This window comes from Streptomyces sp. NPDC101166, assembly GCF_044768125.1.
Lineage (GTDB): Bacteria > Actinomycetota > Actinomycetes > Streptomycetales > Streptomycetaceae > Streptomyces.
Genome location: NZ_JBIWPF010000005.1, coordinates 219931 through 239881 on the forward strand (window position 1 = coordinate 219931; position 19951 = coordinate 239881).

Here is a 19951-nt window from a genome sequence, read left to right on the forward strand (position 1 = left end):
CGGGGGGACTCAGGCGTAGGTGTAGAAGCCCGAGCCGGTCTTGCGGCCCAGGCGGCCGGCGTCCACCATGCGCTGGAGCAGCGGGGGAGCGGCGTAGAGCGGCTCCTTGTACTCCTCGTACATGCTCTGCGCGACCGAGGCGACCGTGTCCAGGCCGATCAGGTCGCTCAGCTTCAGCGGGCCCATCGGGTGGGCGCAGCCCATCTCCATGCCGTTGTCGATGTCCTCGCGGCTGGCGATGCCCGTCTCGAACATCCGGATCGCGGAGAGCAGGTAGGGGATCAGCAGCGCGTTGACCACGAAGCCGGAGCGGTCCTGGGCGCGGATGGAGTGCTTGCCCAGCAGCTTCTCGGCGAACAGCTGCGCCCGGCCGAGCGTGCCTTCGGAGGTGGTCAGCGCCGGGATCAGCTCGACGAGCTGCTGGACCGGGGCCGGGTTGAAGAAGTGGATGCCGACGACGTGGTCGGGCCGCGAGGTGGCCACCGCCAGCTTCACCAGCGGGATGGAGGAGGTGTTGGAGGCGAGGATCGCGTCCGGGCGGGTCACGACCTGGTCCAGCACCTGGAAGATCTCGGTCTTGACCCCCTCGTTCTCGACCACGGCCTCGATCACCAGGTCACGGTCGGCGAACTCGCCGAGGTCCGTGGTGAAGGCCAGGCGCGCCTGCGTGGCGTCCCGCTCCTCCGCGGTGATCTTGCCGCGGTCGGCGGCCTTGGCCAGGGAGTTGTACAGCCTGGTACGGCCGATCTCCAGGGCCTCGCCGGTGGTCTCGGCGACCATGACGTCGAGTCCGGCGCGTGCGCAGACCTCGGCGATGCCCGCCCCCATCTGGCCGCAGCCCACCACTCCGACGCGTGAGATGTCTCCCGCTGGGATGCCTGTCACATCGTCCCTTTCCCGCGCTGACTCGAGGCGCTTGATCGACGTCCGGGGGAGCCTTCCGGATCTCGGACGGCTCTGCTCCGATCGTGCACGTTACTAGCAAGTATCGATGATCGATCGCCGGGGTGGGGGCATGCTGTGCCCGGACGACGATCCGTGACCGCACGGATCCACGGCGTGTGTGGGGATGTGCGCGATGGGGCGACTGACTCGGCGGGCGTTCGCGCTGGCGGCGTTCTCGACGGTCTCGGCGTTCACGACCGGGGCGGCGGCGAACACGCTGCGGCCTCCCGGTCACGGGAGCGGCGGCCATGGAGGCGGCGGCGGTGGCGGCGATGCCCGGGCGGCGCGGGAGATGCGGGGCATGTGGCTCGCGACCGTCGCCAACCGCGACTGGCCGTCCCGTGCGGGGCTGACCGCGGCCCAGCAGCGCGCCGAGCTGATCGGCTGGCTGGACCTCGCCGTCCGCAAGCGCCTGAACACCGTGATCTTCCAGGTGCGGCCCACGGCGGACGCCTTGTGGTCCTCGCCGTACGAGCCGTGGTCGCAGGTCCTCACCGGCGTGCAGGGCAGGTCGCCCGGCTGGGACCCGCTCGGCACCGCGGTGAAGGAGGCCCACGCCCGCGGGCTCGAACTGCACGCCTGGTTCAACCCCTACCGGGTCGCCACCCACGCCGACCCCTCCCGGCTCGTCGCCTCCCACCCCGCGCGCAAGCACCCGAACTGGGTCGTGCGGTACGGCGGGAAGCTCTACTACAACCCCGGTCTGCCGGAGGTCCGCGCCTTCGTGCAGAACGCGATGCTCGACGCGGTGAAGAAGTACCCCGTGGACGCGGTGCACTTCGACGACTACTTCTACCCCTACCCGGTGGCCGGCCAGACCTTCGACGACGACGCCGCCTACGACCGTCACGGCTCGGCCTTCTCCAGCCGGGCCGCCTGGCGGCGCGACAACATCGACAAGCTGGTGCGCGAGACGGCGGCCCGGATCAAGGCGGTCCGCCCCGGCACGCAGTTCGGCGTCAGCCCCTTCGGCGTGTGGCGCAACGCCTCCACCGACTCTCGCGGTTCGGACACGAGCGCCCTGCAGTCGTACGACGCCGTCCACGCCGACACCCGCAAGTGGGTGCGCCAGGGCTGGATCGACTACATCGTGCCGCAGTTGTACTGGCACATCGGCATGACCGCCGCCGACTACGCCAAGCTCGTGCCCTGGTGGGCGCAGGTCGCGCGGGGCAGCCGGACCAGGCTCTACGTGGGGGAGGCGCTGTACCGGGCGGGGGATCCCGCACAGTCCGCGGCCTGGCAGAAGCCGGCCGAGCTGTCCCGGCACCTGGCCCTCGCCAAGAAGCACCCGGAGGTCCGCGGCCATGTGTTCTTCGCCGCCAAGGACGTGCGGACGGACCGCAACGGGGCGATGGCACGGGTGATCGCCGACCACTACGGGCAGCCGGCGAAACCCCCGCGCTGAGCCACGGCCCCCTACATCTGTTCCTGGACCTTGTGACGGATCTCGGTGTCCGGCCCGGGGGAGCACACTCCCTCGTGCCCGTCCTCGAAGCGGACGCGGTACGGAGGATTGCCCTCCTGGCCCAGCACCTCGACGATCTCGCCGACCTTGTCGTGTTGGCCGACCACCCTGCCGTGCTGGATCAGCTGGTCGCCCGTGGTTGCACGCATCTGTGGGGCCTCCTCACCGTGTGGGCGGCGCGGTGCGCCTGTGCGGCGTACGGCGCTGCCCCGGAGCCGGCGCGTGCGCGCCCGTCAGCCGCGCGCCCGCTGGGTGACGGCGATGCAGACGAGGACGGCCGCGGCCGTCAGCGGGGCGGCCGGGGTCAGCCGTTCGCCCAGAAGCAGCACCGACCACACCAGTGTGAGCAGGGGCTGCGCCAACTGCAACTGGCTGGCCTTGGGGATCCCGACGGCCGCCATGCCGCGGTACCAGACGACCAGACCGAGGAACTGCGAGCCCGCCGCGACCCACAGCAGCCCGGCCACGCTGTGCGCCGTCAGGTGCGCCGGCTCGAAGGCGAGGGCGACAGCGGCGGCCGGCGCGCTGAGCGGCAGGCAGAGCGTCAGCGCCCAGCCGATGACCTGCCAGCCGGGCATGACCCGGGCCAGTCGCCCGCCCTCGGTGTAGCCGGCCGCGCACACCAGCAGCGCCCCGAAGAGATACAGGTCGGCCGAGGTCAGCGCGCCGCCGCTCTGCTGCACGGTGAACGCCGCCACCGCGCACGCCCCGGCCAGCGCCGCCGCCCAGAAGGTGCGGGAGGGGCGCGAGCCGACGCGCAGGGCGGAGAACAGCGCGGTGGTCAGCGGCAGCAGCCCGACCACGACGGCCGCGTGCGCGGTGGTCGAGGTCTGCAGGGCGAGCGTGGTGAGCAGCGGGAACCCGACGACGACTCCGGCCGCGACGACCGCGAGCCCCGGCCAGTGCCGCCGGGCGGGCAGCGGCACCCGCAGCGCCAGCAGGGCGCAGCCCGCGATCATCGCGGCGAGGACGCTGCGCACCGCGGTCAGCGACCAGGGGCCGAAGCCCTCCAGCCCCCAGGCGGTCGCCGGGAAGGTCAGTGAGAAGGCGACCACTCCGAGCGCGGCCTGGAGGGTCCCGAGGTTCCGGGCCCGGGGAGCGGTCACTGCTATCGCGGGAACGGCGGTAGCGCTACTCTGTGTCTTCATGCAAGAGCGTAGCAGTGTGAGTGAGCTGGCGAACCAGCTGCGACAGGAACTGGACCGCTACTCTCCCGGTGGAAAGCTCCCGTCGAGTCGGGCCCTGGTGGAGCGCTTCCGGGTGAGCCCGGTGACCGTCTCGCGCGCACTGGCCCAACTCGCCGCCGAGGGGCTGGTGGTGACCCGCCCGGGAGCCGGCGCCTTTCGCGCCGGGCCACGGCGGACGACCGCCCCCTCGGCCGGCGACACCTCCTGGCAGGAGGTCGCGCTGAGCGCCGACGGCGCCGCCGACCTCGTGCCCCGCTCGGTGGACGCCTCCGGAGTCACCGTCTCGCTGGCCGCCCCGCCGCCCGGCGTGATCGAGTTCAACGGCGGCTATCTGCACCCCTCCCTCCAGCCGGAGCGCGCCATGTCCGCGGCCCTGGCACGGGCCGGACGGCGGCCCGGCGCGTGGGGGCGGCCGCCCCTGGAAGGGCTGCCCGAACTGCGCGAGTGGTTCGCCCGCACCATCGGCGGCACGGTCACCGCGGCCGAGGTGCTGGTCGCCGCGGGCGGCCAGGCGGCGCTGACCACCGCCCTGCGCGCCCTCGCACCGCCCGGCGCGCCGGTGCTCGTCGAGTCGCCCACCTACCCCGGCATGCTGGCGATCGCCCGCTCCGCGGGACTGCGTCCGGTCCCCGTCCCGGTCGACCGGGACGGGGTGAAACCGCACCTGCTCAGCGACGCCTTCCGGGCGACCGGCGCCCGGGTGTTCGTGTGCCAGCCGCTGTTCCAGAACCCCACCGGCGCGGTCCTCGCCCCCGCCCGGCGCGGAGAGGTGCTGCGCATCGCCCGGGACGCGGGCGCGTTCGTCGTCGAGGACGACTTCGTGCGGCGGCTCGCGCACGAGGACGCCGGGCCGCTGCCCCGCCCGCTGGCCGCCGACGACCCGGACGGCGTCGTCGTCCACGTCGGCTCGCTCACCAAGGCGACCTCGCCCAGCTTCCGGGTCAGCGCGCTGGCCGCCCGCGGCCCGGCCCTGGAGCGGCTGCGCGCCATCCAGGTCGTGGACGCCTTCTTCGTGCCCCGCCCCCTCCAGGAGGCCGCGCTCGAACTCGTCGGCTCACCGGCCTGGCCCCGCCATCTGCGCTCCATCGCCGCCGAGTTGAGGACACGGCGCGACACGATGACGGCGGCCCTGGCGCTGCGTCTGCCCGAACTGGAGCTGCCGCACGTCCCCTCCGGCGGCTACCACCTCTGGGTCCGCCTCCCCGGCGGCGGAGGCGCCCGTGAGGCGTTCGGCTCCGGGGGAGAGGCGGCGTTCACGGCGGCCGCGCTGCGCGCCGGCGTCGCCCTCGCCCCCGGCCGCCCCTACTTCAGCGCCGAACCCCCCGCCCCGCACATCCGGCTGAGTTTCGCGGCGGTCGCGGGCACCGAGGAGATCGAGGAGGGCACCCGCCGCCTGCGGCAGGCGTGCGACGAGGTGCTCATGGAATCCGTTCGACAGCAGAGCCGCGATCTGTGAGGGTCCCGGCATGAACGTCACCCCCGCCCTCGCCGCAGGCTACGAGCTCTCCACCGACCCCGACCGCGTCGACGCCGAGCGCGTCCACCGGTGGCTGTCCACCGACGCGTACTGGGCGCTCGGACGCGAGCGTGAGAAGCAGGACCGGGCGATGGCCGGATCCCTCAACTTCGGGGTGTACGACGTGGCGTCGGGGGAGCAGGTGGCCTACGCGCGGGTGGTCACGGACCGGGCGACGTTCGCCTGGCTGTGCGATGTGTACGTGGATCCGGCGGTACGGGGGAAGGGCATCGGCACCTCGCTCGTCGCCGCCGTACGCGATCACCTGCGGCCCTACGGGCTGCGCCGGATGCTGCTGGCCACCCAGGACGCGCACGGGGTCTACGAGAAGGTCGGCTTCGAAGCGCTGGATGACCCCGGCCTGTGGATGGCGCTGATATTCGAGAAGTTCTCCCTCGGCACCCCTTGACCCGCCTACCCGCTGGTCCCACCATCGCCGCATGGCACTCCGGGTCACGTTCGTCGCCGCCGCGCGCAACTCGCCGATGCTCGCGGAGCGCTTCGAGGACGACCGGCCGCTGGACCAGGCGGCCTGGGGCGAGGTGCAGCGCGTCGTCGGCGATCTGCTGCCGCTCGCGGCGGCCGAACTGCGCTACTGCTCGCCGACCCCGCGCAGCCGGGCCACCGGGGACGCCCTCGGGTACGCCCCGCTCGTCCAACTCGCCCTGAGGGACTGTGACATGGGGCGGTGGCGGGGGTTCACCCTGGGCGAGGCGATGGCCCGGGAGCCGCAGGCCGTGGACGCCTGGCTGGCCGACCCGTGGTCCGCGCCGCACGGCGGTGAGTCGCTGCTCACGTTCATCTCCCGGGTGGGCGGCTGGCTCGACACCCGGCCGGTGGAGGACGGCGACCGGATCGTCGCCGTGGCCGAGCCCAGCGTCATCCGGGCCGCCCTGGTGTACGCGTTGAAGGCGCCGCCGGCGTCGTACTGGAACATCGACGTGCGCCCGCTGTCGACGACCACCGTCACCGGCCGCCACGGCCGCTGGAACCTGCGCTTCGAGGGCGCGCTTCAGTCCTGAACACCCCGGGACCGGACGTAGTCGGTCGTCAGCACCAGGTCCTTGGCCGGGCCGCGCACCCGCCACACGGTCCGCCAGCGGCCGGCGTCGAGGGCCGTGAACTCACCGCGGTAGAGGTCGGCGGAGCACGGGTGGTCGGCCGTGTGCCGGCCGGTCGTCAGGTCCAGGAGGTGGAAGGGGCGGCCGTCCGCGAACCGGACGTCCGCCGTGCCGGGCGCGGGCCCCGGCAGGAAGCGCAGGGTCCGCTCGGCGGGGCGCGGCACGCCCTGCCAGGTGAACACGCCGGATTCCGCGTGCAGCAGTCCACCGCCGTCCAGTGGCCGGAACACGGTGGTGCCGGTGAAGCCGCCCTCGTCGCCGCTCCCCGGATCCCGCACCGAACGCTCCACCCGCCAGCTCCCTGCGAGGTACTCCAGGACGTCCGGCACTGGCCAGAACCCGCCCATCGCGTGTCGCCCTCCCTCCGGTCCGCCGTCGCACGCCCCATTGACGCGCTCAGATCACCTCCCTATCTTGCCGTTCGAAGTGCTGACCATAGTCCGATATTTCGAACGCCTGATTTGAGCCGCGGAGTATCCATGCCACGCAGCACCACGACCGCCCGCTGGAGAACCGGTCTCACCGCCACAGCCCTGCTGACGGCGACCGCCCTCCTGCCCGCCCCGGCGCACGCCGAGGCGGTCGCCGACTACACGATCACCGTCGACCCGGCCCGCCGGGGCGCGACGATCGACGACACGATGTACGGCGTCTTCTTCGAGGACATCAACCGCGCCGCCGACGGCGGTCTGTACGCCGAGCTGGTGCAGAACCGGTCCTTCGAGTACTCCACCGTCGACAACCGCTCCTACACCCCGCTCACCTCCTGGACGGCCGCCGGCGCCGCCGAGATCGTGAACGACGCCGGCCGCCTCAACGAGCGCAACCGCAACTACCTCTCCCTGAGCGCCGGTTCGTCCGTCATCAACGCGGGCTACAACACCGGCGTCCGCATCGAGAAGGGTGAGAGGTACGACTTCTCGGTGTGGGTCCGCGCCGAGAAGGGCACGAGCCTGACGGTGTCGCTCCAGGACGCCGACGGCGCCCTCGCCACCGCCCGCCGCGTCACCGTGCGCCCCGGCGGCTGGGCGCAGTACAGGACCAAGTTCCAGGCCGCCCGCACCAGCAGCACCGGCCGCCTCACCGTCGCCTCCACCGCCGCGGCCGCGCTCGACATGGTGTCGCTGTTCCCGCACGACACCTACAAGCACCAGCCCAACGGGCTGCGCAAGGACCTCGCCGAGAAGATCGCCGCCTTGAAGCCCGGCTTCGTGCGCTTCCCCGGTGGCTGCCTGGTCAACACCGGCTCCATGCAGGACTACAGCGAGGCCTCCGGCTGGCAGCGCGCCCGCTCCTACCAGTGGAAGGACACCATCGGCCCGGTCGAGGAACGCGCGGTCAACTCCAACTTCTGGGGCTACAACCAGAGTTACGGCCTCGGCTACTACGAGTACTTCCGCTTCGCCGAGGACGTCGGCGCGATGCCGCTGCCCGTCGTGCCGGCCCTGGTGACCGGCTGCGGCCAGAACAAGGCCGTCGACGACGAGGCGCTGCTCAAGCGGCACATCCAGGACACCCTGGACCTCATCGAGTTCGCCAACGGCCCCGCGACCTCGACCTGGGGCGCGAAGCGCGCGCGGATGGGACACCCCGAGCCCTTCCACCTCACCCACATCGAGGTGGGCAACGAGGAGAACCTCCCGGTCGAGTTCTTCGCCCGCTTCCAGCGCTTCCGCGCCGCGATCGAGGCGAAGTACCCGGGCGTCACCGTCGTCTCCAACTCCGGCCCGGACGACGCCGGCGCGACCTTCGACAAGGCCTGGCAGCTCAACCGCGAAGCCCAGGTCGGCATGGTCGACGAGCATTACTACAACAGCCCCCGGTGGTTCCTGCAGAACAACGCCCGCTACGACTCCTACGACCGCAAGGGTCCGAAGGTCTTCCTCGGCGAATACGCCTCCCAGGGCAACGCCTTCAAGAACGGCCTCGCCGAAGCCGCCTTCATGACCGGCCTGGAACGCAACGCCGACGTCGTCAAACTCGCCTCCTACGCACCGCTGTTCGCCAACGAGGACTATGTGCAGTGGCGTCCGGACCTGGTGTGGTTCAACAACCACGCCTCCTGGAACTCGGCCAACTACGAGGTCCAGAAACTGTTCATGACCAACGTGGGCGACCGCGTCGTCCCCTCTGCGGCCACCGGCACCCCCTCGGTCCAGGGCCCGATCAGCGGCGCCGTCGGCCTGTCGACCTGGGCGACCTCGGCGGCGTACGACGACGTGAAGGTCACGGGCGCCGACGGCGCCACCCTTCTCACCGACGACTTCTCCGGTGACGCCTCCCGCTGGAAGCACACCGGCGGCGGCAGCTGGTCGGTGCAGGACGGCCAGTACGTGCAGAGCGACGCGGCCGCGGAGAACACCATGGTCTCGGCCGGCGACGCGAACTGGCACGACTACGACCTGCATGTGAAGGCCACCAAGAAGTCCGGCAAGGAGGGCTTCCTCGTCGCCTTCGGCGTGAAGGACACCGGCAACTACTACTGGTGGAACCTGGGCGGCTGGAACAACACCCAGAGCGCCGTCGAGCAGGCCGTGGACGGCGGAAAGTCCACCCTCGTCTCCAAGGCCGGCAGCGTCCAGACGGGCCGCGCCTACGACATCGACGTCAAGGTGCGCGGCCGCCAGGTCACCCTCTACCTCGACGGCCAGGAGTGGGGCCGCTTCACCGACGACTCCCCGGCCGAACCGTTCCGCCAGGTCGTCACCGAGGACGAGGAGACCGGCGACTTGATCGTCAAGGTCGTCAACGCCCAGTCCACCGACGCCCGCACGGCCGTCGACCTCGGCGGCGCCCGGGTCCGCTCCTCGGCCCGGGTGACCACGCTGACCGCCGCGCCGGACGCGGTCAACAGCGAGACGCAGACCCCGGTCGCCCCGGTGACCTCCACCTTCACCGGAGTCGCCGACAGGTTCACGTACACCTTCCCGGCGAACTCGATCACCTTCCTGCGGATCAGGCAGAAGTAAGCCCCCCGCCTCTGGCTCCCCACCCCCACCAGCCCGCCCCCGGCCCCGGCCGGGGGCGGGCTGCGACTGAGTGAACGAAAAGAGCGCCACGCATGGCACCTGGTCTGTGCATGATTCCCACCATGTGTGAAGACGGGGATCATCGCGGGCAGGGACGGTACTCGTTGACGGACACGGAAAGCGGCCACGTCTGGGGCGTCTGCGCCGAGGCGGAGGGGTTGTTCAGGGAACCCTTGCGGGGGACGTACGAACTGCTCGGATGGGTTCCGGACGGAGCCGAGGTGCGCGGCTGGGTCGGTAGCCGGGTGTGGCTGGTGCCGGAGGACGGGACGCTAGACGCTTGGCTGCTGGAGGACGTGGAGTGCCTCGGACAGCCCCGGGGGACGGACGGTCTCGTGCTCACCGGTATGGACGACTACGAGGGCCCGCCCGAGGGGTACCGGGGACCTGTCCGACTGCACGACGGGTACCGGTGGCTCGGCTCCTGCCGGGAGTTCGCCCGCGTCCTGCCGCCCGAGCAAGTGGAACCTCCGCTCGTCCTGCGAGGGCTCGTCCCGAGTGAACGGCTACGGCAGGCGCTGGCTAGGGGTACCCGGCGCACGCTGAACCTGGAGGAGGTCTGGCTGGGGATACGGGACGACCGGGGCGAACCGCTCGCAGACCGGCTGCTGCGACCCGAAGTCCGTGCGTGGCAGCCGTCCTCCGGCGGGACGGACCTGATGGATCTGGAACTCGACGGATACCTCGCACCCGTACCGGGATACGCCCGGCCCGTCTGGGAGCGCTGGCTTGCCGGTCCGCCGGAGGCGTCTGGCGCCTGGGCCGCGGCCGATACCCGTCAGCGTGGGGCCTGGCTCGATCTCGTGCGGGAGCGGGGCTGTCGGCTCAAGCACCAGGACCGGCAGGCCGGACACGCGTACGAGCTGGACGGCCGGCACATCACGGATGAGCCGAGCCTCTACCTGGCACTCGGTGAGGCCGTCAACGGGCCGGGCGGCTACTTCGGCGGCTGCTTGGACGCCCTCGTGGACTGTCTGCGCGGCAACTTCGGCTACACCGCCCCCGCAACCTTGGTCTGGCGGGACGCTGCGACTGCACGCGATCACCTGTCCCGCGTCCTGGCGCCGGACGGTGACCACTATGACCTGGTCGCCCTGGTGATCGAAGTGCTGACCGAGGGCGGGATGCAGGTGACCCTCACGTGAACTGGCCGAGCGACGGAGGGACCAGTCAGCGAGTGAGAAAGGCGATCTTCCTGAGCATGACGTCGCGTCGGGTCACGCCTCTGTCCCGTCAGCAAAGCGGCGCTCAGCCGCGGCGTCGGGGTCAGTCGAACCAGGTGACGAGTCGCACATGCTCTGCTCCGTGGAGTTCGCTGAGTGTCCGCATCACGCTCCAGACCGGCCCCCAGTGCGTTTCGTCTCCGGCGACCGATGATCGGCTTCGCGTGCCGGAGCTGTCTGTCTCCTGCCAGTCGGTCGAGGCGAGCTCGGCCCACGTGATCCATGTCGTGCCGTGGGTGTCAGGAGAGCCGTCGTACACGGCGTACTCGGTCTGGAGCTCCTCGGATGCGTCGCTCGGAAAGCCGCGGTTCTCGGCCAGAGGGCGGAAGCCGAAGTGGTTGCGGACGCCGAAGAGGCAGGCGAGTGCGTCGTAGGCGTTGCCGTTGTTGAGCAGAAAGAGGTCGATGGCGGCATGCCATACGGAGTCCTCGTCGTCGACGCCCCAGAGGCGAGCACCCGGCCGACACTCGATCATCCCGCTGACTTCGGTGGACATGGAGAGCATGCTGCCCGCACGCCCCGTGAGTCGGCACCTGCTTTTCCACCGGCCCGCTCACGGAGTGCGCAGGCGTCGACCGAAGTGCTCGGCCTTGCCTGGATCGGCGAGGCCCTGACCGGGGACGCTACGGTGTGCGTGAACCTGAGTCCGGCGGGGGGCGCATGTCATTCCAGACGTCCATCACGATCGCCGGCGCGTTGGAGGAGATCCACCGTCGCGAGTACGTGTTGCCCGCCATCAGCGTGAGTTCGTCTGGTCGCGCGACAAGATCACGCGGTTGTACGACAGCCTGATGCGCGGATATCTCATCGGCTCGTTCCTCATGTGGCAGGTCCACGAGGGCAATTCAGGCCGTTTCGCCTTCTACGACTTCATGCGCGACCACCACGAACGCGACAACGCCCACTTCCAGGAGTTCTACGAGGCACGCCGGGCACGCATGCGCCAGCGCCTCGGCGACCTCTTGGGAGCGGCGGCCGTCATGGAGCAAGCCGTCGTCACACTCGTGCCGGACGACGAACCCGACCCCGGAGACGAGGGACTGTGAACAAGAACCACGACCTGAGGGATGTCGTCAGGAGGCAGTCCCGGGTCCGCGGGATGATGCTCGGCCTGGCGCTCGGGGAGACCTTGGGAGGGATACGCGGCAGCGTGTCCGGCAGTGGTCCGCTGCGGGCCGGTGTCAGTACGCAACTGGCCTGCTTCACCGCCGAGGGCGTCATCCGCGCGCAGGTACGCGGCAACCACAAGGGGATCTGTTACGCGCCCGGGGTCGTCCTGCACGCCTACTGCCGGTGGGCCTTCCTCCAAGGCATCGAGGTGGAGAGGATGCGGCGCCGGTGGCGGCCCTGCGGCGGGGCATGGCCGGACGGCTGGCTTGCGAGCGTGCCGGTTCTGGGTGAACGGCGTGGTAGCGCACCGGCGACGGTGACGGCGCTGTCCCGGATCGGCGAGGGCGACGAGGCGATGGCCACCGCGAGCAGGGGCCACCACGCACTGACCCGTGGCCTGCCCATCGCGGTCACCGGCCTCGGAGGGATCGCCCAGGCCGGTGCGGTCGCCGCCCTGACGCACGGCGACCCGGCCGCGCAGGCCGCCGCCGTGCACGCGGCCGTGCTGGCCCACCACTGCCTGACCCACTCCGCCTCAGAACCCGAACGGTCCGCCCGAGACGCGCTGCACGCGGGTGTCACCGCCCTGCCGTCCGCCCGTACTCCCATCAGCGACGTCAGCGACGACGAGCACGGGCGGATCGTCGCGGCTTTCCGTCACGCCGCCGACGAGCCGGCGGACGCCGTGCGACTGGCACGGCTCGCGCCCGATCCCACGGCGCCCTCAGCGCTGCTCGGGGGTCTCTACGCGGCGGCGTCCTTCCCGGCCCGCGCCGACCTGCGCGCGGCCCTGGAGTTCGCCGCGGGCGCCCCGGACGGAGAGTCCGTCGCCTGCGTGGCCGGTGCGTTGCTCGGCGCCGTGCACGGCATCGAGGCGCTCCCGCTCGACCTGGTCGGCCGTCATGAACTCGCCTGGGTGCTGGACACCCTGGCCCGCGACCTGGTGATGGAACTCGAGGACTCGCCCAGCGGGGGCGAGTACGTACCGGGATGGGACCCGCACTGGGGGGGTCGCTACCCCGGCTGGTGACCCCTCGCCCGGGACATCGAGCAGGACCTGCTCCAGGCTCTTGAGGTGCAGGTGCTTGCCGAAGGCGGCGACCACGCCGCCGGGCGGGAAGGGCAAGGGACACGCTCCTGTCGACTGACGGAGCGGGAGAACAAGATTGCATAAACGTGCAGCGAAACGTATAGTCATGCCATTGCTGGAGGAGGATTCCATGACGGTACGTGCGGCAGTGGCCGGAGCGAGCGGATATGCGGGCGGTGAGGTCCTGCGTCTGCTCCTCGCGCACCCCGAGGTCGAGATCGGCGCCCTGACCGGCAACTCCAACGCGGGGCAGAAGCTGGGCACGCTCCAGCCGCACCTGTTGCCGCTGGCCGACCGGGTCCTGGCGGAGACCACCGCCGAGAACCTCGCCGGTCACGACGTCGTCTTCCTCGCCCTTCCGCACGGCCAGTCCGCCGCCGTCGCCGAACAGCTCGGCCCGGACGTCCTCGTCGTCGACATGGGCGCCGACTTCCGGCTCGAGGACCCGGCCGACTGGGAGAGGTTCTACGGCTCCCCGCACGCCGGGACCTGGCCCTACGGCCTCCCCGAACTGCCGGGGGGCCGCGCCGCGCTGGAGGGGTCCAAGCGCATCGCGGTCCCCGGCTGCTACCCCACCGCCGTCTCCCTCGCCCTCTTCCCGGCGTACGCCGCCGGACTCGCCGAGACCGAGGCCGTGATCGTCGCCGCCTCCGGCACCTCCGGCGCGGGCAAGGCGCCCAAGCCGCACCTGCTGGGCAGCGAGGTCATGGGCTCCATGACGCCCTACGGCGTCGGCGGCGGCCACCGGCACACCCCCGAGATGATCCAGAACCTCAGCGCGGCCGCGGGGGAGCGGATCTCCGTCTCCTTCACCCCGACCCTCGCGCCGATGCCCCGCGGCATCCTCGCCACGTGCAGCGCGAAGGCCGTCGCCGGCGTCACCGGCGAGTCGCTGCGCGCCGCCTACGAGAAGGCCTTCGCCGACGAGCCCTTCGTGCACCTGCTGCCCGAGGGGCAGTGGCCCGCGACGGGGTCCGTCCACGGTTCCAACGCCGTTCAGGTGCAGGTCGCGTACGACGAGGCCGCGGGGCGCATCATCGTCGTCAGCGCCATCGACAACCTCACCAAGGGCACCGCGGGCGGTGCCGTCCAGAGCATGAACATCGCCCTCGGGTTCCCCGAGGACACGGGACTTTCCACGATCGGAGTCGCACCGTGAGTGTCACGGCAGCCAAGGGATTCACGGCGGCGGGCGTCGCCGCCGGGATCAAGGAGAACGGCAACCCGGACCTGGCCCTCGTGGTCAACACCGGGCCACGCCGCGCCGCCGCGGGCGTCTTCACCTCCAACCGCGTCAAGGCCGCGCCGGTGCTGTGGTCCGAGCAGGTCCTCAAGAGCGGCGAGTTGACCGCCGTCGTCCTCAACTCCGGCGGCGCCAACGCCTGTACGGGACCGAAGGGCTTCCAGGACACGCACGCGACCGCCGAGAAGGCCGCGGACGTGCTCGGCGTCGGCGCCGGCGAGGTGGCGGTGTGCTCCACCGGCCTGATCGGCGTCCTGCTCCCGATGGACAAGCTGCTGCCGGGAGTCGAGACCGCGGCCCGCGCGCTGAGCGAGCACGGCGGCGAGAAGGCCGCCATCGCCATCAAGACCACCGACACCGTCCACAAGACGTCCGTCGTCAGCCGCGACGGCTGGACCGTCGGCGGCATGGCCAAGGGCGCGGGCATGCTCGCCCCCGGCCTCGCCACCATGCTCGTCGTGCTCACCACCGACGCCGACATCGACAGCGCGACCCTGGACAAGGCGCTCCGCGCGGCCACGAAGGTCACCTTCGACCGCGTCGACTCCGACGGCTGCATGTCCACCAACGACACCGTGCTGCTGCTCGCCTCCGGCGCCGCCGAGGTGACCCCCGGCTACGAGGAGTTCGCCGACGCCGTCCGCGCCGTCTGCGACGACCTCGGCCAGCAGCTCATCCGCGACGCCGAGGGCGCCGCCAAGGACATCAAGGTCGAGGTGGTCAACGCCGCGACCGAGGACGACGCCGTCGAGGTGGGCCGCTCCATCGCCCGCAACAACCTCCTCAAGTGCGCCATCCACGGCGAGGACCCCAACTGGGGCCGCGTCCTGTCCGCGATCGGCACGACGTCCGCCGCCTTCGAGCCGGACCGGCTGAACGTCGCCATCAACGGCGTCTGGGTGTGCAGGAACGGCGGCGTCGGCGAGGACCGCGAGAACGTCGACATGCGCTACCGCGAGGTGCACATCGTCGCCGACCTCGCCGCCGGCACGGAGACCGCCACGATCTGGACCAACGATCTCACCGCCGACTACGTCCACGAGAACAGCGCGTACTCGTCATGAGCCATCCGACGCGGAAGCACACCGCCCTCCCCAAGGCCCAGATCCTCATCGAGGCGCTGCCGTGGCTGGTCCGCCACAACGGCAAGACCGTCGTCATCAAGTTCGGCGGCAACGCCATGGTCGACGAGGAACTGAAGGCCGCCTTCGCCCAGGACGTCGTCTTCCTGCACCACGCCGGCCTCAAGCCCGTCGTCGTGCACGGCGGCGGCCCCCAGATCAGCGCCGCGCTCGACCAGCACGGCATCGTCAGCGAGTTCAAGGCCGGCCTGCGCGTCACCACAGAGGACGCCATGGACGTCGTCCGGATGGTGCTCGCCGGGCAGGTGCAGCGCGAGCTGGTCGGACTGCTCAACGAGCACGGGCCGCTTGCCGTCGGCCTCACGGGCGAGGACGCCCACACCATCACCGCCACCAAGCACCGGCCCGAGATCGACGGCGAGTTGGTCGACATCGGGCGGGTGGGCGAGATCACCTCGATCGACACGGGCGCGATCGAGGCCCTGCTCGCCGACGGCCGCATCCCGGTCGTCTCGTCGATCGCCCGCTCCGAGGACGACGGGCATGTCTACAACGTCAATGCTGATACGGCGGCTGCGGCACTCGCTGCGGCACTGGGGGCCGAGACCCTCATGGTCCTCACGGACGTCGAGGGCCTCTACGAGGACTGGCCGAACTCCGACGAGGTGATCAGCCGCCTCACCGCCTCCCAGCTGGAGAAGCTGCTGCCGGACCTGTCCGCCGGCATGGTCCCGAAGATGGAGGGCTGTCTGCACGCCGTACGCGGCGGCGTCACCACCGCCCGGGTCATCGACGGGCGGGTCCAGCACTCGATCCTGCTGGAGATCTTCACGGACGAAGGCATCGGCACGATGGTCGTGCCCGACGGACAAGAGGGGGAGCCGGCATGAGCAATCAGGAACTGGCCGCGCGATGGCAGGGCGCGCTGATGAACAACTACGGCGCACCGCGGATCCCGCTCGTCCGCGGCGAGGGCGCCCGGCTGTGGGACGCCGACGGCAAGGAGTACCTCGACTTCGTCGGCGGTATCGCGGTCAACGCGCTCGGCCACGCCCACCCGGCGGTCGTCGAGGCCGTCAGCACGCAGATCGCGTCCCTCGGGCACGTCTCGAACCTCTTCATCGCCGAGCCGCCCGTCGCGCTCGCCGAGCGGCTCCTCAGGCACTTCGGCCGCGACGGCAAGGTCTTCTTCTGCAACTCCGGGGCCGAGGCCAACGAGGGCGCCTTCAAGATCGGCCGGCTGACCGGGCGCACCCACATGGTCGCCACCGACGGCGGCTTCCACGGCCGTACCATGGGCGCCCTCGCGCTCACCGGCCAGCCCGGAAAGCAGGAGCCGTTCCTTCCGCTGCCCGGAGACGTCACCCACGTCCCGTACGGCGACGCGCAGGCGCTGGCGGCGGCCGTCACCGAGGAGACGGCCCTCGTCATCATCGAGCCGGTCCAGGGCGAGAACGGGGTCGTCGTCCCGCCCGCCGGCTATCTCAAGGCGGCCCGGGCGATCACCGCCGCCACCGGCTCCCTGCTCGTGCTGGACGAGGTGCAGACCGGCGTCGGCCGCACCGGGAACTGGTTCGAGTACCAGGCCCACGAGGGCGTTCTGCCGGACGTCGTGACGCTGGCCAAGGGGCTCGGCGGCGGGCTGCCGCTCGGCGCGACGGTCGCCTTCGGGCGTGCCGCCGAACTGCTCCAGCCCGGCCAGCACGGCACCACCTTCGGCGGCAACCCCGTCGCCTGCGCCGCCGGGATCGCCGTCCTCGACACCATCGAGAACGACGGGCTCCTGGAGAACGTCAAGCGGCAGGGCGAGCGGCTTCGGGACGGAATCGACGGTCTCGGCCACCCGCTGATCGATTATGTCCGGGGTGCGGGCCTGCTCCTGGGTATCGTGCTCACCGAGCCACTCGCGCCCCAGGTGCAGCAGGCGGCTCAGGAGGCCGGAATCCTCGTGAACGCGCCCGCCCCCGACGTCGTCCGGCTGATGCCGCCGCTGAACCTCGGCGACGACGCGGTGGACGCCTTCCTCGGGGCCCTTCCCGGCATCCTCCAGGCAGTGAGCGGGGACGGACGATCCGGGGAATGAGACGACGATGAGCCAGGCGCAGGATCACGAGCAGCCGGGGGCGAACGGGCCTGCCGTACCGCAGACCCGCACCGCCCGTCACCGCCGGATCGTGGACATCCTCAACCGGCAACCGGTGCGCTCCCAGAGCCAGTTGGCGAAGCTCCTCGCCGACGACGGACTGAGCGTCACCCAGGCGACGCTCTCCCGGGACCTGGACGAGCTGAATGCGGTGAAGATCCGCAACACCGACGGCGACCTCATCTACGCGGTGCCGAGCGAGGGCGGTTTCCGCACGCCGCGGGCTCCGCTCGGGGGGTCGGCGAAGGAGGAGCGGATGCGGCGGCTCTCCCAGGAGCTGCTGATCTCCGCGGAGGCGTCCGCGAACCTCGTGGTCCTGCGCACCCCGCCCGGCGCGGCCCAGTTCCTGGCCTCGGCGATCGACCAGGCGGAACTGCACGACATCCTCGGCACGATCGCCGGCGACGACACGCTGCTGCTGATCAGCCGCGACCCGACGGGAGGTCAGGCCTTGGCCGACCACCTGCTGAGGTTGGCCCAGAACGGCCAGTGAGGGGCGCTGCCCTTCGCCGACTGCGGGTGCGGGTGCGGGTGCGGGCGGTTGTGCGGTGCGGGTGCGTGGTGGCTGGGCGCGCAGTTCCCCGTGCCCCTGAGGTGGGACCGGCCGGCGGCGCTGGCACAATCCGTCCGCCCCAGCTGCGGGCGGTTGTGCCGCTGGGGCGGCACGGGGCGCAGCGGCACCCCGCAGCGCGGGGGAGTAACACCCCGGCCTGAGCGACAACTCCGCCCGGCTGGACACCCTGCCTGGCTGGACACCCGGCCCGGTTGGCACCCGGCCCGGTTGGCACCCGGCCCGGCTGGACACCCCGTCCGGCTGGGCGACCCCGTCCGGGTGGGCGACCCCGTCCGGGTGGGGACCCTCAGCCCAGCCGTGAGGCCAAGCCTCCGGTGCACCGGACCTCGTCACCTGCGGTGATCAGCAGCGCCTCCACGTCCGGCAGGGACTCCAGCCAGGCCAGCCCCTCCCGCGACCCCATCGCGAACGCCGCCGTCGCCCAGCAGTCCGCCCACGTCAGCCGCGGCGCGACCACGGTGACCGCGACCAGATCCGTCACCGCGGACCGTCCTGTACGCGGGTCGACGATGTGCGCCCCCCGCTCCGCCGTACCGGACGTGGCCACCGCCAGTTCGTCCGCTCCCGCCGCCGAGACCACCGCCGCCAGTCCGCCGGGCCGCAGCGGATCGGACACGCCCACCCGCCACGGCCGCTCCGGCCCGGGCACGCCCAGCAACTGGACGTCCCCGCCGCCGTTCACGCTCACCCCGCTGACCCCGGCCTCGGCGATCAGCCGGGCCGCCCGCTCGGCGGCCCACCCCTTCACGATCCCCGTCGGGTCGAGCCGGCCCTCGTAGCGCATGCTGAACCAGCCGTCGCTCACCCGCTCCGCCTCGGCGCCCAGCTCCAGCACCTCGGCGACCTCGGCGTCGCACTCCTCGACGCTCAGCTCCCCGCGCGTCATCCGGGAGACCTGGCTGTCCTCGCGGTAGGTGCTGAACACCTCGTTCACCCGGTGCAGCCCGGCGACGGCCTCGTCCAGCGCCGCCCGCACCGCTGCGGGTTCCCCGCCGCGGACGTCGAAGGAGAAGACGGTCCCCATGACCTCCTCCGCGTGCCGCACCACGGCGGGATCCTGCCCCGACTCGGTCACCGGGTCAGCCGCCGGCCTGGTCGAGCGCGGACTGCAGGGACTTCTTGTAGCCGCCGCTGGTGTAGGTGGCGCCGGAGACGGCGTCGATGTCGCCGTCTCCGGACGCGACCGCCGCCTGGTTGAGCTTGGGCACCGCGTCGCCGTTGATCTGATCGCTCATCCCGCCCTTGGGCTGCTGGACGGCTTCGGCCTTGGTGATCTTGCCGCCCGCGACGGTGACCCGGACCTGCACGGGACCGTACTGCGTCTGGACCACGGAGCCCGTGAAGGTGCCGGACGCCTGGGCACTGCCGGACCCCTGCGACCCCGAGCCCTGGGACGAGCCCGAGCCCTGTGAACCGGAGCCCTGTGAACCGGAGCCCTGCGACCCCGAGCCCTGCGACCCCGACCCTTGCGCGCTCGCGCTCGCGTTCGCCTTGTCGATCGCGGACTGGAGGGACTTCTTGTAGCCGGTGCTGGTGTACGTCGCGCCGGACACCATGTCCACGTTCGGGCTCTGCGCGGCGACGACGGCCTGGCCCAGCTTCGGGACCGCGTCGGCGGTGATCTGGTCGCTCCGCCCGCCCTTGGGCGCCTGCACCGCCTCCGACTTGGTGATCTTGTTGTTCTGGACGGTGATACGGACCTGCACCACCCCGTACTGCGTCTCCTCCGCGTCACCGGTGAAGGTGCCCGAGACCTGCGCCGCGCCGGCGCCCGACGCCTGCGCGGACCCCCCGCTCGCCTTCATCTTGTCGATCGCGGACTGCAGCGACTTCTGGTAGCCGGCGCTGGTGAAGGTCGCCCCTGACACCGCGTCGATCTGCGCGCTCTGCGCGGCGACCGCGGCCTGGTTGAGCTTGGGCACGGCGTTGCCGTTGATCTGGTCGCTCTGACCGCCCTTGGGATGCTGCACGGCCTCCGCGACGGTGATCTTCCCGCCCGCGACGGTCAGCCGGACCTGCACCGGCCCGTACTGCGTCTGCTGCACGTCACCGGTGAACGAGCCGGCGCCGGCGGCCTGCGCGCCGCCCTGGACCGACGACTGCGGGGGCACCGCGCTCGCGGCGGCGCCCGCCGGGTCGGAGTCCGGCTTCAGCGACAGCAGCAGAACGATCCCGGACACGGTGGCGGCGCTGGCGAGCACAATGCGCCGCATGGGGTGG

General features: G+C 71.7%; 20 protein-coding genes. 13 read left to right on the forward strand and 7 right to left on the reverse strand.

What is annotated here, in order from left to right; translation table 11 throughout:
• Positions 1-9 precede the first annotated feature (9 nt).
• On the reverse strand, positions 10-885 hold the full coding sequence (locus tag ACIRS4_RS11895) for a 3-hydroxybutyryl-CoA dehydrogenase (RefSeq protein ID WP_130444342.1): 876 nt from the start codon (positions 883-885) through the stop codon (positions 10-12).
• A 193-nt stretch (positions 886-1078) separates the two neighbouring features.
• Between ACIRS4_RS11895 and ACIRS4_RS11900 the strand changes: the two genes are divergently transcribed.
• Positions 1079-2353, forward strand: coding sequence for a glycoside hydrolase family 10 protein (locus tag ACIRS4_RS11900; protein WP_404193595.1), 1275 nt, complete (start codon positions 1079-1081; stop codon positions 2351-2353).
• Positions 2354-2364: 11 nt separating this feature from the next.
• Here the strand turns inward: ACIRS4_RS11900 and ACIRS4_RS11905 are convergent, their stop codons facing one another.
• A complete protein-coding gene (locus tag ACIRS4_RS11905) occupies positions 2365-2562 on the reverse strand; it encodes a DUF1918 domain-containing protein (RefSeq protein ID WP_351098276.1) in 198 nt (65 codons plus the stop codon).
• Positions 2563-2646: 84 nt separating this feature from the next.
• On the reverse strand, positions 2647-3561 hold the full coding sequence (locus tag ACIRS4_RS11910; RefSeq protein WP_404193598.1) for a DMT family transporter: 915 nt from the start codon (positions 3559-3561) through the stop codon (positions 2647-2649).
• Between ACIRS4_RS11910 and ACIRS4_RS11915 the strand changes: the two genes are divergently transcribed.
• From ACIRS4_RS11915 to ACIRS4_RS11925, 3 genes are read left to right on the forward strand one after another with little or no spacing between them, the layout of a single operon-like run.
• A complete protein-coding gene (locus tag ACIRS4_RS11915; RefSeq protein ID WP_404193601.1) occupies positions 3560-5056 on the forward strand; it encodes a PLP-dependent aminotransferase family protein in 1497 nt (498 codons plus the stop codon). The two genes, ACIRS4_RS11910 and ACIRS4_RS11915, sit on opposite strands and share 2 nt — an antisense overlap.
• Positions 5057-5066: 10 nt before the next feature.
• A complete protein-coding gene (locus ACIRS4_RS11920; RefSeq protein ID WP_404193603.1) occupies positions 5067-5525 on the forward strand; it encodes a GNAT family N-acetyltransferase in 459 nt (152 codons plus the stop codon).
• Between the two features lie 31 nt (positions 5526-5556).
• Positions 5557-6138 carry a histidine phosphatase family protein gene (locus tag ACIRS4_RS11925; RefSeq protein WP_404193606.1) on the forward strand — a complete coding sequence of 194 codons (582 nt, stop codon included), beginning with the start codon at positions 5557-5559 and terminating at the stop codon, positions 6136-6138.
• Here the strand turns inward: ACIRS4_RS11925 and ACIRS4_RS11930 are convergent.
• Entirely contained in the window at positions 6129-6584 is a 456-nt protein-coding gene (locus tag ACIRS4_RS11930; protein ID WP_404193609.1) for a DUF6314 family protein, read from the reverse strand. The genes ACIRS4_RS11925 and ACIRS4_RS11930 overlap by 10 nt on opposite strands.
• Positions 6585-6716: 132 nt before the next feature.
• Here ACIRS4_RS11930 and ACIRS4_RS11935 point away from each other — a divergent pair, with 132 nt between their 5' ends.
• Positions 6717-9206, forward strand: coding sequence for an alpha-L-arabinofuranosidase C-terminal domain-containing protein (locus ACIRS4_RS11935; RefSeq protein WP_404193612.1), 2490 nt, complete (start codon positions 6717-6719; stop codon positions 9204-9206).
• Between the two features lie 110 nt (positions 9207-9316).
• Positions 9317-10411: a barstar family protein gene (locus tag ACIRS4_RS11940; protein ID WP_404194025.1), complete on the forward strand. Its 1095-nt coding sequence runs from the start codon at positions 9317-9319 to the stop codon at positions 10409-10411.
• A gap of 121 nt (positions 10412-10532) precedes the next feature.
• Here the strand turns inward: ACIRS4_RS11940 and ACIRS4_RS11945 are convergent, their stop codons facing one another.
• The gene (locus tag ACIRS4_RS11945) at positions 10533-10985 is read right to left on the reverse strand and encodes a hypothetical protein (RefSeq protein WP_404193614.1); all 453 of its coding nucleotides are present in this window, start codon (positions 10983-10985) and stop codon (positions 10533-10535) included.
• 169 nt (positions 10986-11154) lie between these two features.
• Here ACIRS4_RS11945 and ACIRS4_RS11950 point away from each other — a divergent pair, with 169 nt between their 5' ends.
• The 7 genes from ACIRS4_RS11950 to ACIRS4_RS11980 all read left to right on the forward strand — a co-directional run bounded on the left by ACIRS4_RS11950 (position 11155) and on the right by ACIRS4_RS11980 (position 17650).
• Positions 11155-11535, forward strand: coding sequence for a DUF262 domain-containing protein (locus tag ACIRS4_RS11950; RefSeq protein WP_404194027.1), 381 nt, complete (start codon positions 11155-11157; stop codon positions 11533-11535).
• Positions 11532-12629, forward strand: coding sequence for an ADP-ribosylglycohydrolase family protein (locus ACIRS4_RS11955; RefSeq protein WP_404193617.1), 1098 nt, complete (start codon positions 11532-11534; stop codon positions 12627-12629). Before ACIRS4_RS11950 ends, ACIRS4_RS11955 begins: the two co-directional genes overlap by 4 nt.
• 190 nt (positions 12630-12819) lie before the next feature.
• Positions 12820-13848 (forward strand): N-acetyl-gamma-glutamyl-phosphate reductase, encoded by a 1029-nt coding sequence (gene argC / locus ACIRS4_RS11960; protein ID WP_404193620.1) that lies wholly within the window; start codon positions 12820-12822, stop codon positions 13846-13848.
• The gene (gene argJ / locus ACIRS4_RS11965) at positions 13845-14996 is read left to right on the forward strand and encodes a bifunctional glutamate N-acetyltransferase/amino-acid acetyltransferase ArgJ (protein WP_404193622.1); all 1152 of its coding nucleotides are present in this window, start codon (positions 13845-13847) and stop codon (positions 14994-14996) included. Before argC ends, argJ begins: the two co-directional genes overlap by 4 nt.
• Positions 14993-15904 (forward strand): acetylglutamate kinase, encoded by a 912-nt coding sequence (gene argB / locus ACIRS4_RS11970; RefSeq protein ID WP_404193625.1) that lies wholly within the window; start codon positions 14993-14995, stop codon positions 15902-15904. Before argJ ends, argB begins: the two co-directional genes overlap by 4 nt.
• A complete protein-coding gene (locus ACIRS4_RS11975; protein ID WP_404193627.1) occupies positions 15901-17097 on the forward strand; it encodes an acetylornithine transaminase in 1197 nt (398 codons plus the stop codon). The genes argB and ACIRS4_RS11975 overlap by 4 nt, the downstream gene beginning before the upstream one ends.
• 7 nt (positions 17098-17104) lie before the next feature.
• Positions 17105-17650 carry an arginine repressor gene (locus ACIRS4_RS11980; protein WP_130444368.1) on the forward strand — a complete coding sequence of 182 codons (546 nt, stop codon included), beginning with the start codon at positions 17105-17107 and terminating at the stop codon, positions 17648-17650.
• A gap of 367 nt (positions 17651-18017) precedes the next feature.
• Here ACIRS4_RS11980 and ACIRS4_RS11985 read toward each other — a convergent pair whose 3' ends face one another.
• Both ACIRS4_RS11985 and ACIRS4_RS11990 read right to left on the reverse strand, forming a co-directional pair.
• Positions 18018-18755, reverse strand: coding sequence for an FAD:protein FMN transferase (locus ACIRS4_RS11985; RefSeq protein ID WP_404194030.1), 738 nt, complete (start codon positions 18753-18755; stop codon positions 18018-18020).
• A gap of 55 nt (positions 18756-18810) precedes the next feature.
• A complete protein-coding gene (locus ACIRS4_RS11990; protein WP_404193630.1) occupies positions 18811-19944 on the reverse strand; it encodes an FMN-binding protein in 1134 nt (377 codons plus the stop codon).
• Positions 19945-19951 lie beyond the last annotated feature (7 nt).

Coding starts and splice junctions, on each gene's coding strand:
- ACIRS4_RS11945 (WP_404193614.1), bottom strand. CDS start 10,985: ATGTCCACCGAAGTCAGCGGGATGATCGAGTGTCGGCCGGGTGCTCGC.
- ACIRS4_RS11930 (WP_404193609.1), bottom strand. CDS start 6,584: ATGGGCGGGTTCTGGCCAGTGCCGGACGTCCTGGAGTACCTCGCAGGG.
- ACIRS4_RS11900 (WP_404193595.1), top strand. CDS start 1,079: ATGGGGCGACTGACTCGGCGGGCGTTCGCGCTGGCGGCGTTCTCGACG.
- ACIRS4_RS11975 (WP_404193627.1), top strand. CDS start 15,901: ATGAGCAATCAGGAACTGGCCGCGCGATGGCAGGGCGCGCTGATGAAC.
- ACIRS4_RS11980 (WP_130444368.1), top strand. CDS start 17,105: ATGAGCCAGGCGCAGGATCACGAGCAGCCGGGGGCGAACGGGCCTGCC.
- ACIRS4_RS11910 (WP_404193598.1), bottom strand. CDS start 3,561: ATGAAGACACAGAGTAGCGCTACCGCCGTTCCCGCGATAGCAGTGACC.
- ACIRS4_RS11905 (WP_351098276.1), bottom strand. CDS start 2,562: ATGCGTGCAACCACGGGCGACCAGCTGATCCAGCACGGCAGGGTGGTC.
- ACIRS4_RS11935 (WP_404193612.1), top strand. CDS start 6,717: ATGCCACGCAGCACCACGACCGCCCGCTGGAGAACCGGTCTCACCGCC.
- ACIRS4_RS11925 (WP_404193606.1), top strand. CDS start 5,557: ATGGCACTCCGGGTCACGTTCGTCGCCGCCGCGCGCAACTCGCCGATG.
- argB (WP_404193625.1), top strand. CDS start 14,993: ATGAGCCATCCGACGCGGAAGCACACCGCCCTCCCCAAGGCCCAGATC.
- ACIRS4_RS11920 (WP_404193603.1), top strand. CDS start 5,067: ATGAACGTCACCCCCGCCCTCGCCGCAGGCTACGAGCTCTCCACCGAC.
- ACIRS4_RS11915 (WP_404193601.1), top strand. CDS start 3,560: ATGCAAGAGCGTAGCAGTGTGAGTGAGCTGGCGAACCAGCTGCGACAG.
- ACIRS4_RS11940 (WP_404194025.1), top strand. CDS start 9,317: ATGATTCCCACCATGTGTGAAGACGGGGATCATCGCGGGCAGGGACGG.
- argC (WP_404193620.1), top strand. CDS start 12,820: ATGACGGTACGTGCGGCAGTGGCCGGAGCGAGCGGATATGCGGGCGGT.
- ACIRS4_RS11985 (WP_404194030.1), bottom strand. CDS start 18,755: ATGGGGACCGTCTTCTCCTTCGACGTCCGCGGCGGGGAACCCGCAGCG.
- ACIRS4_RS11990 (WP_404193630.1), bottom strand. CDS start 19,944: ATGCGGCGCATTGTGCTCGCCAGCGCCGCCACCGTGTCCGGGATCGTT.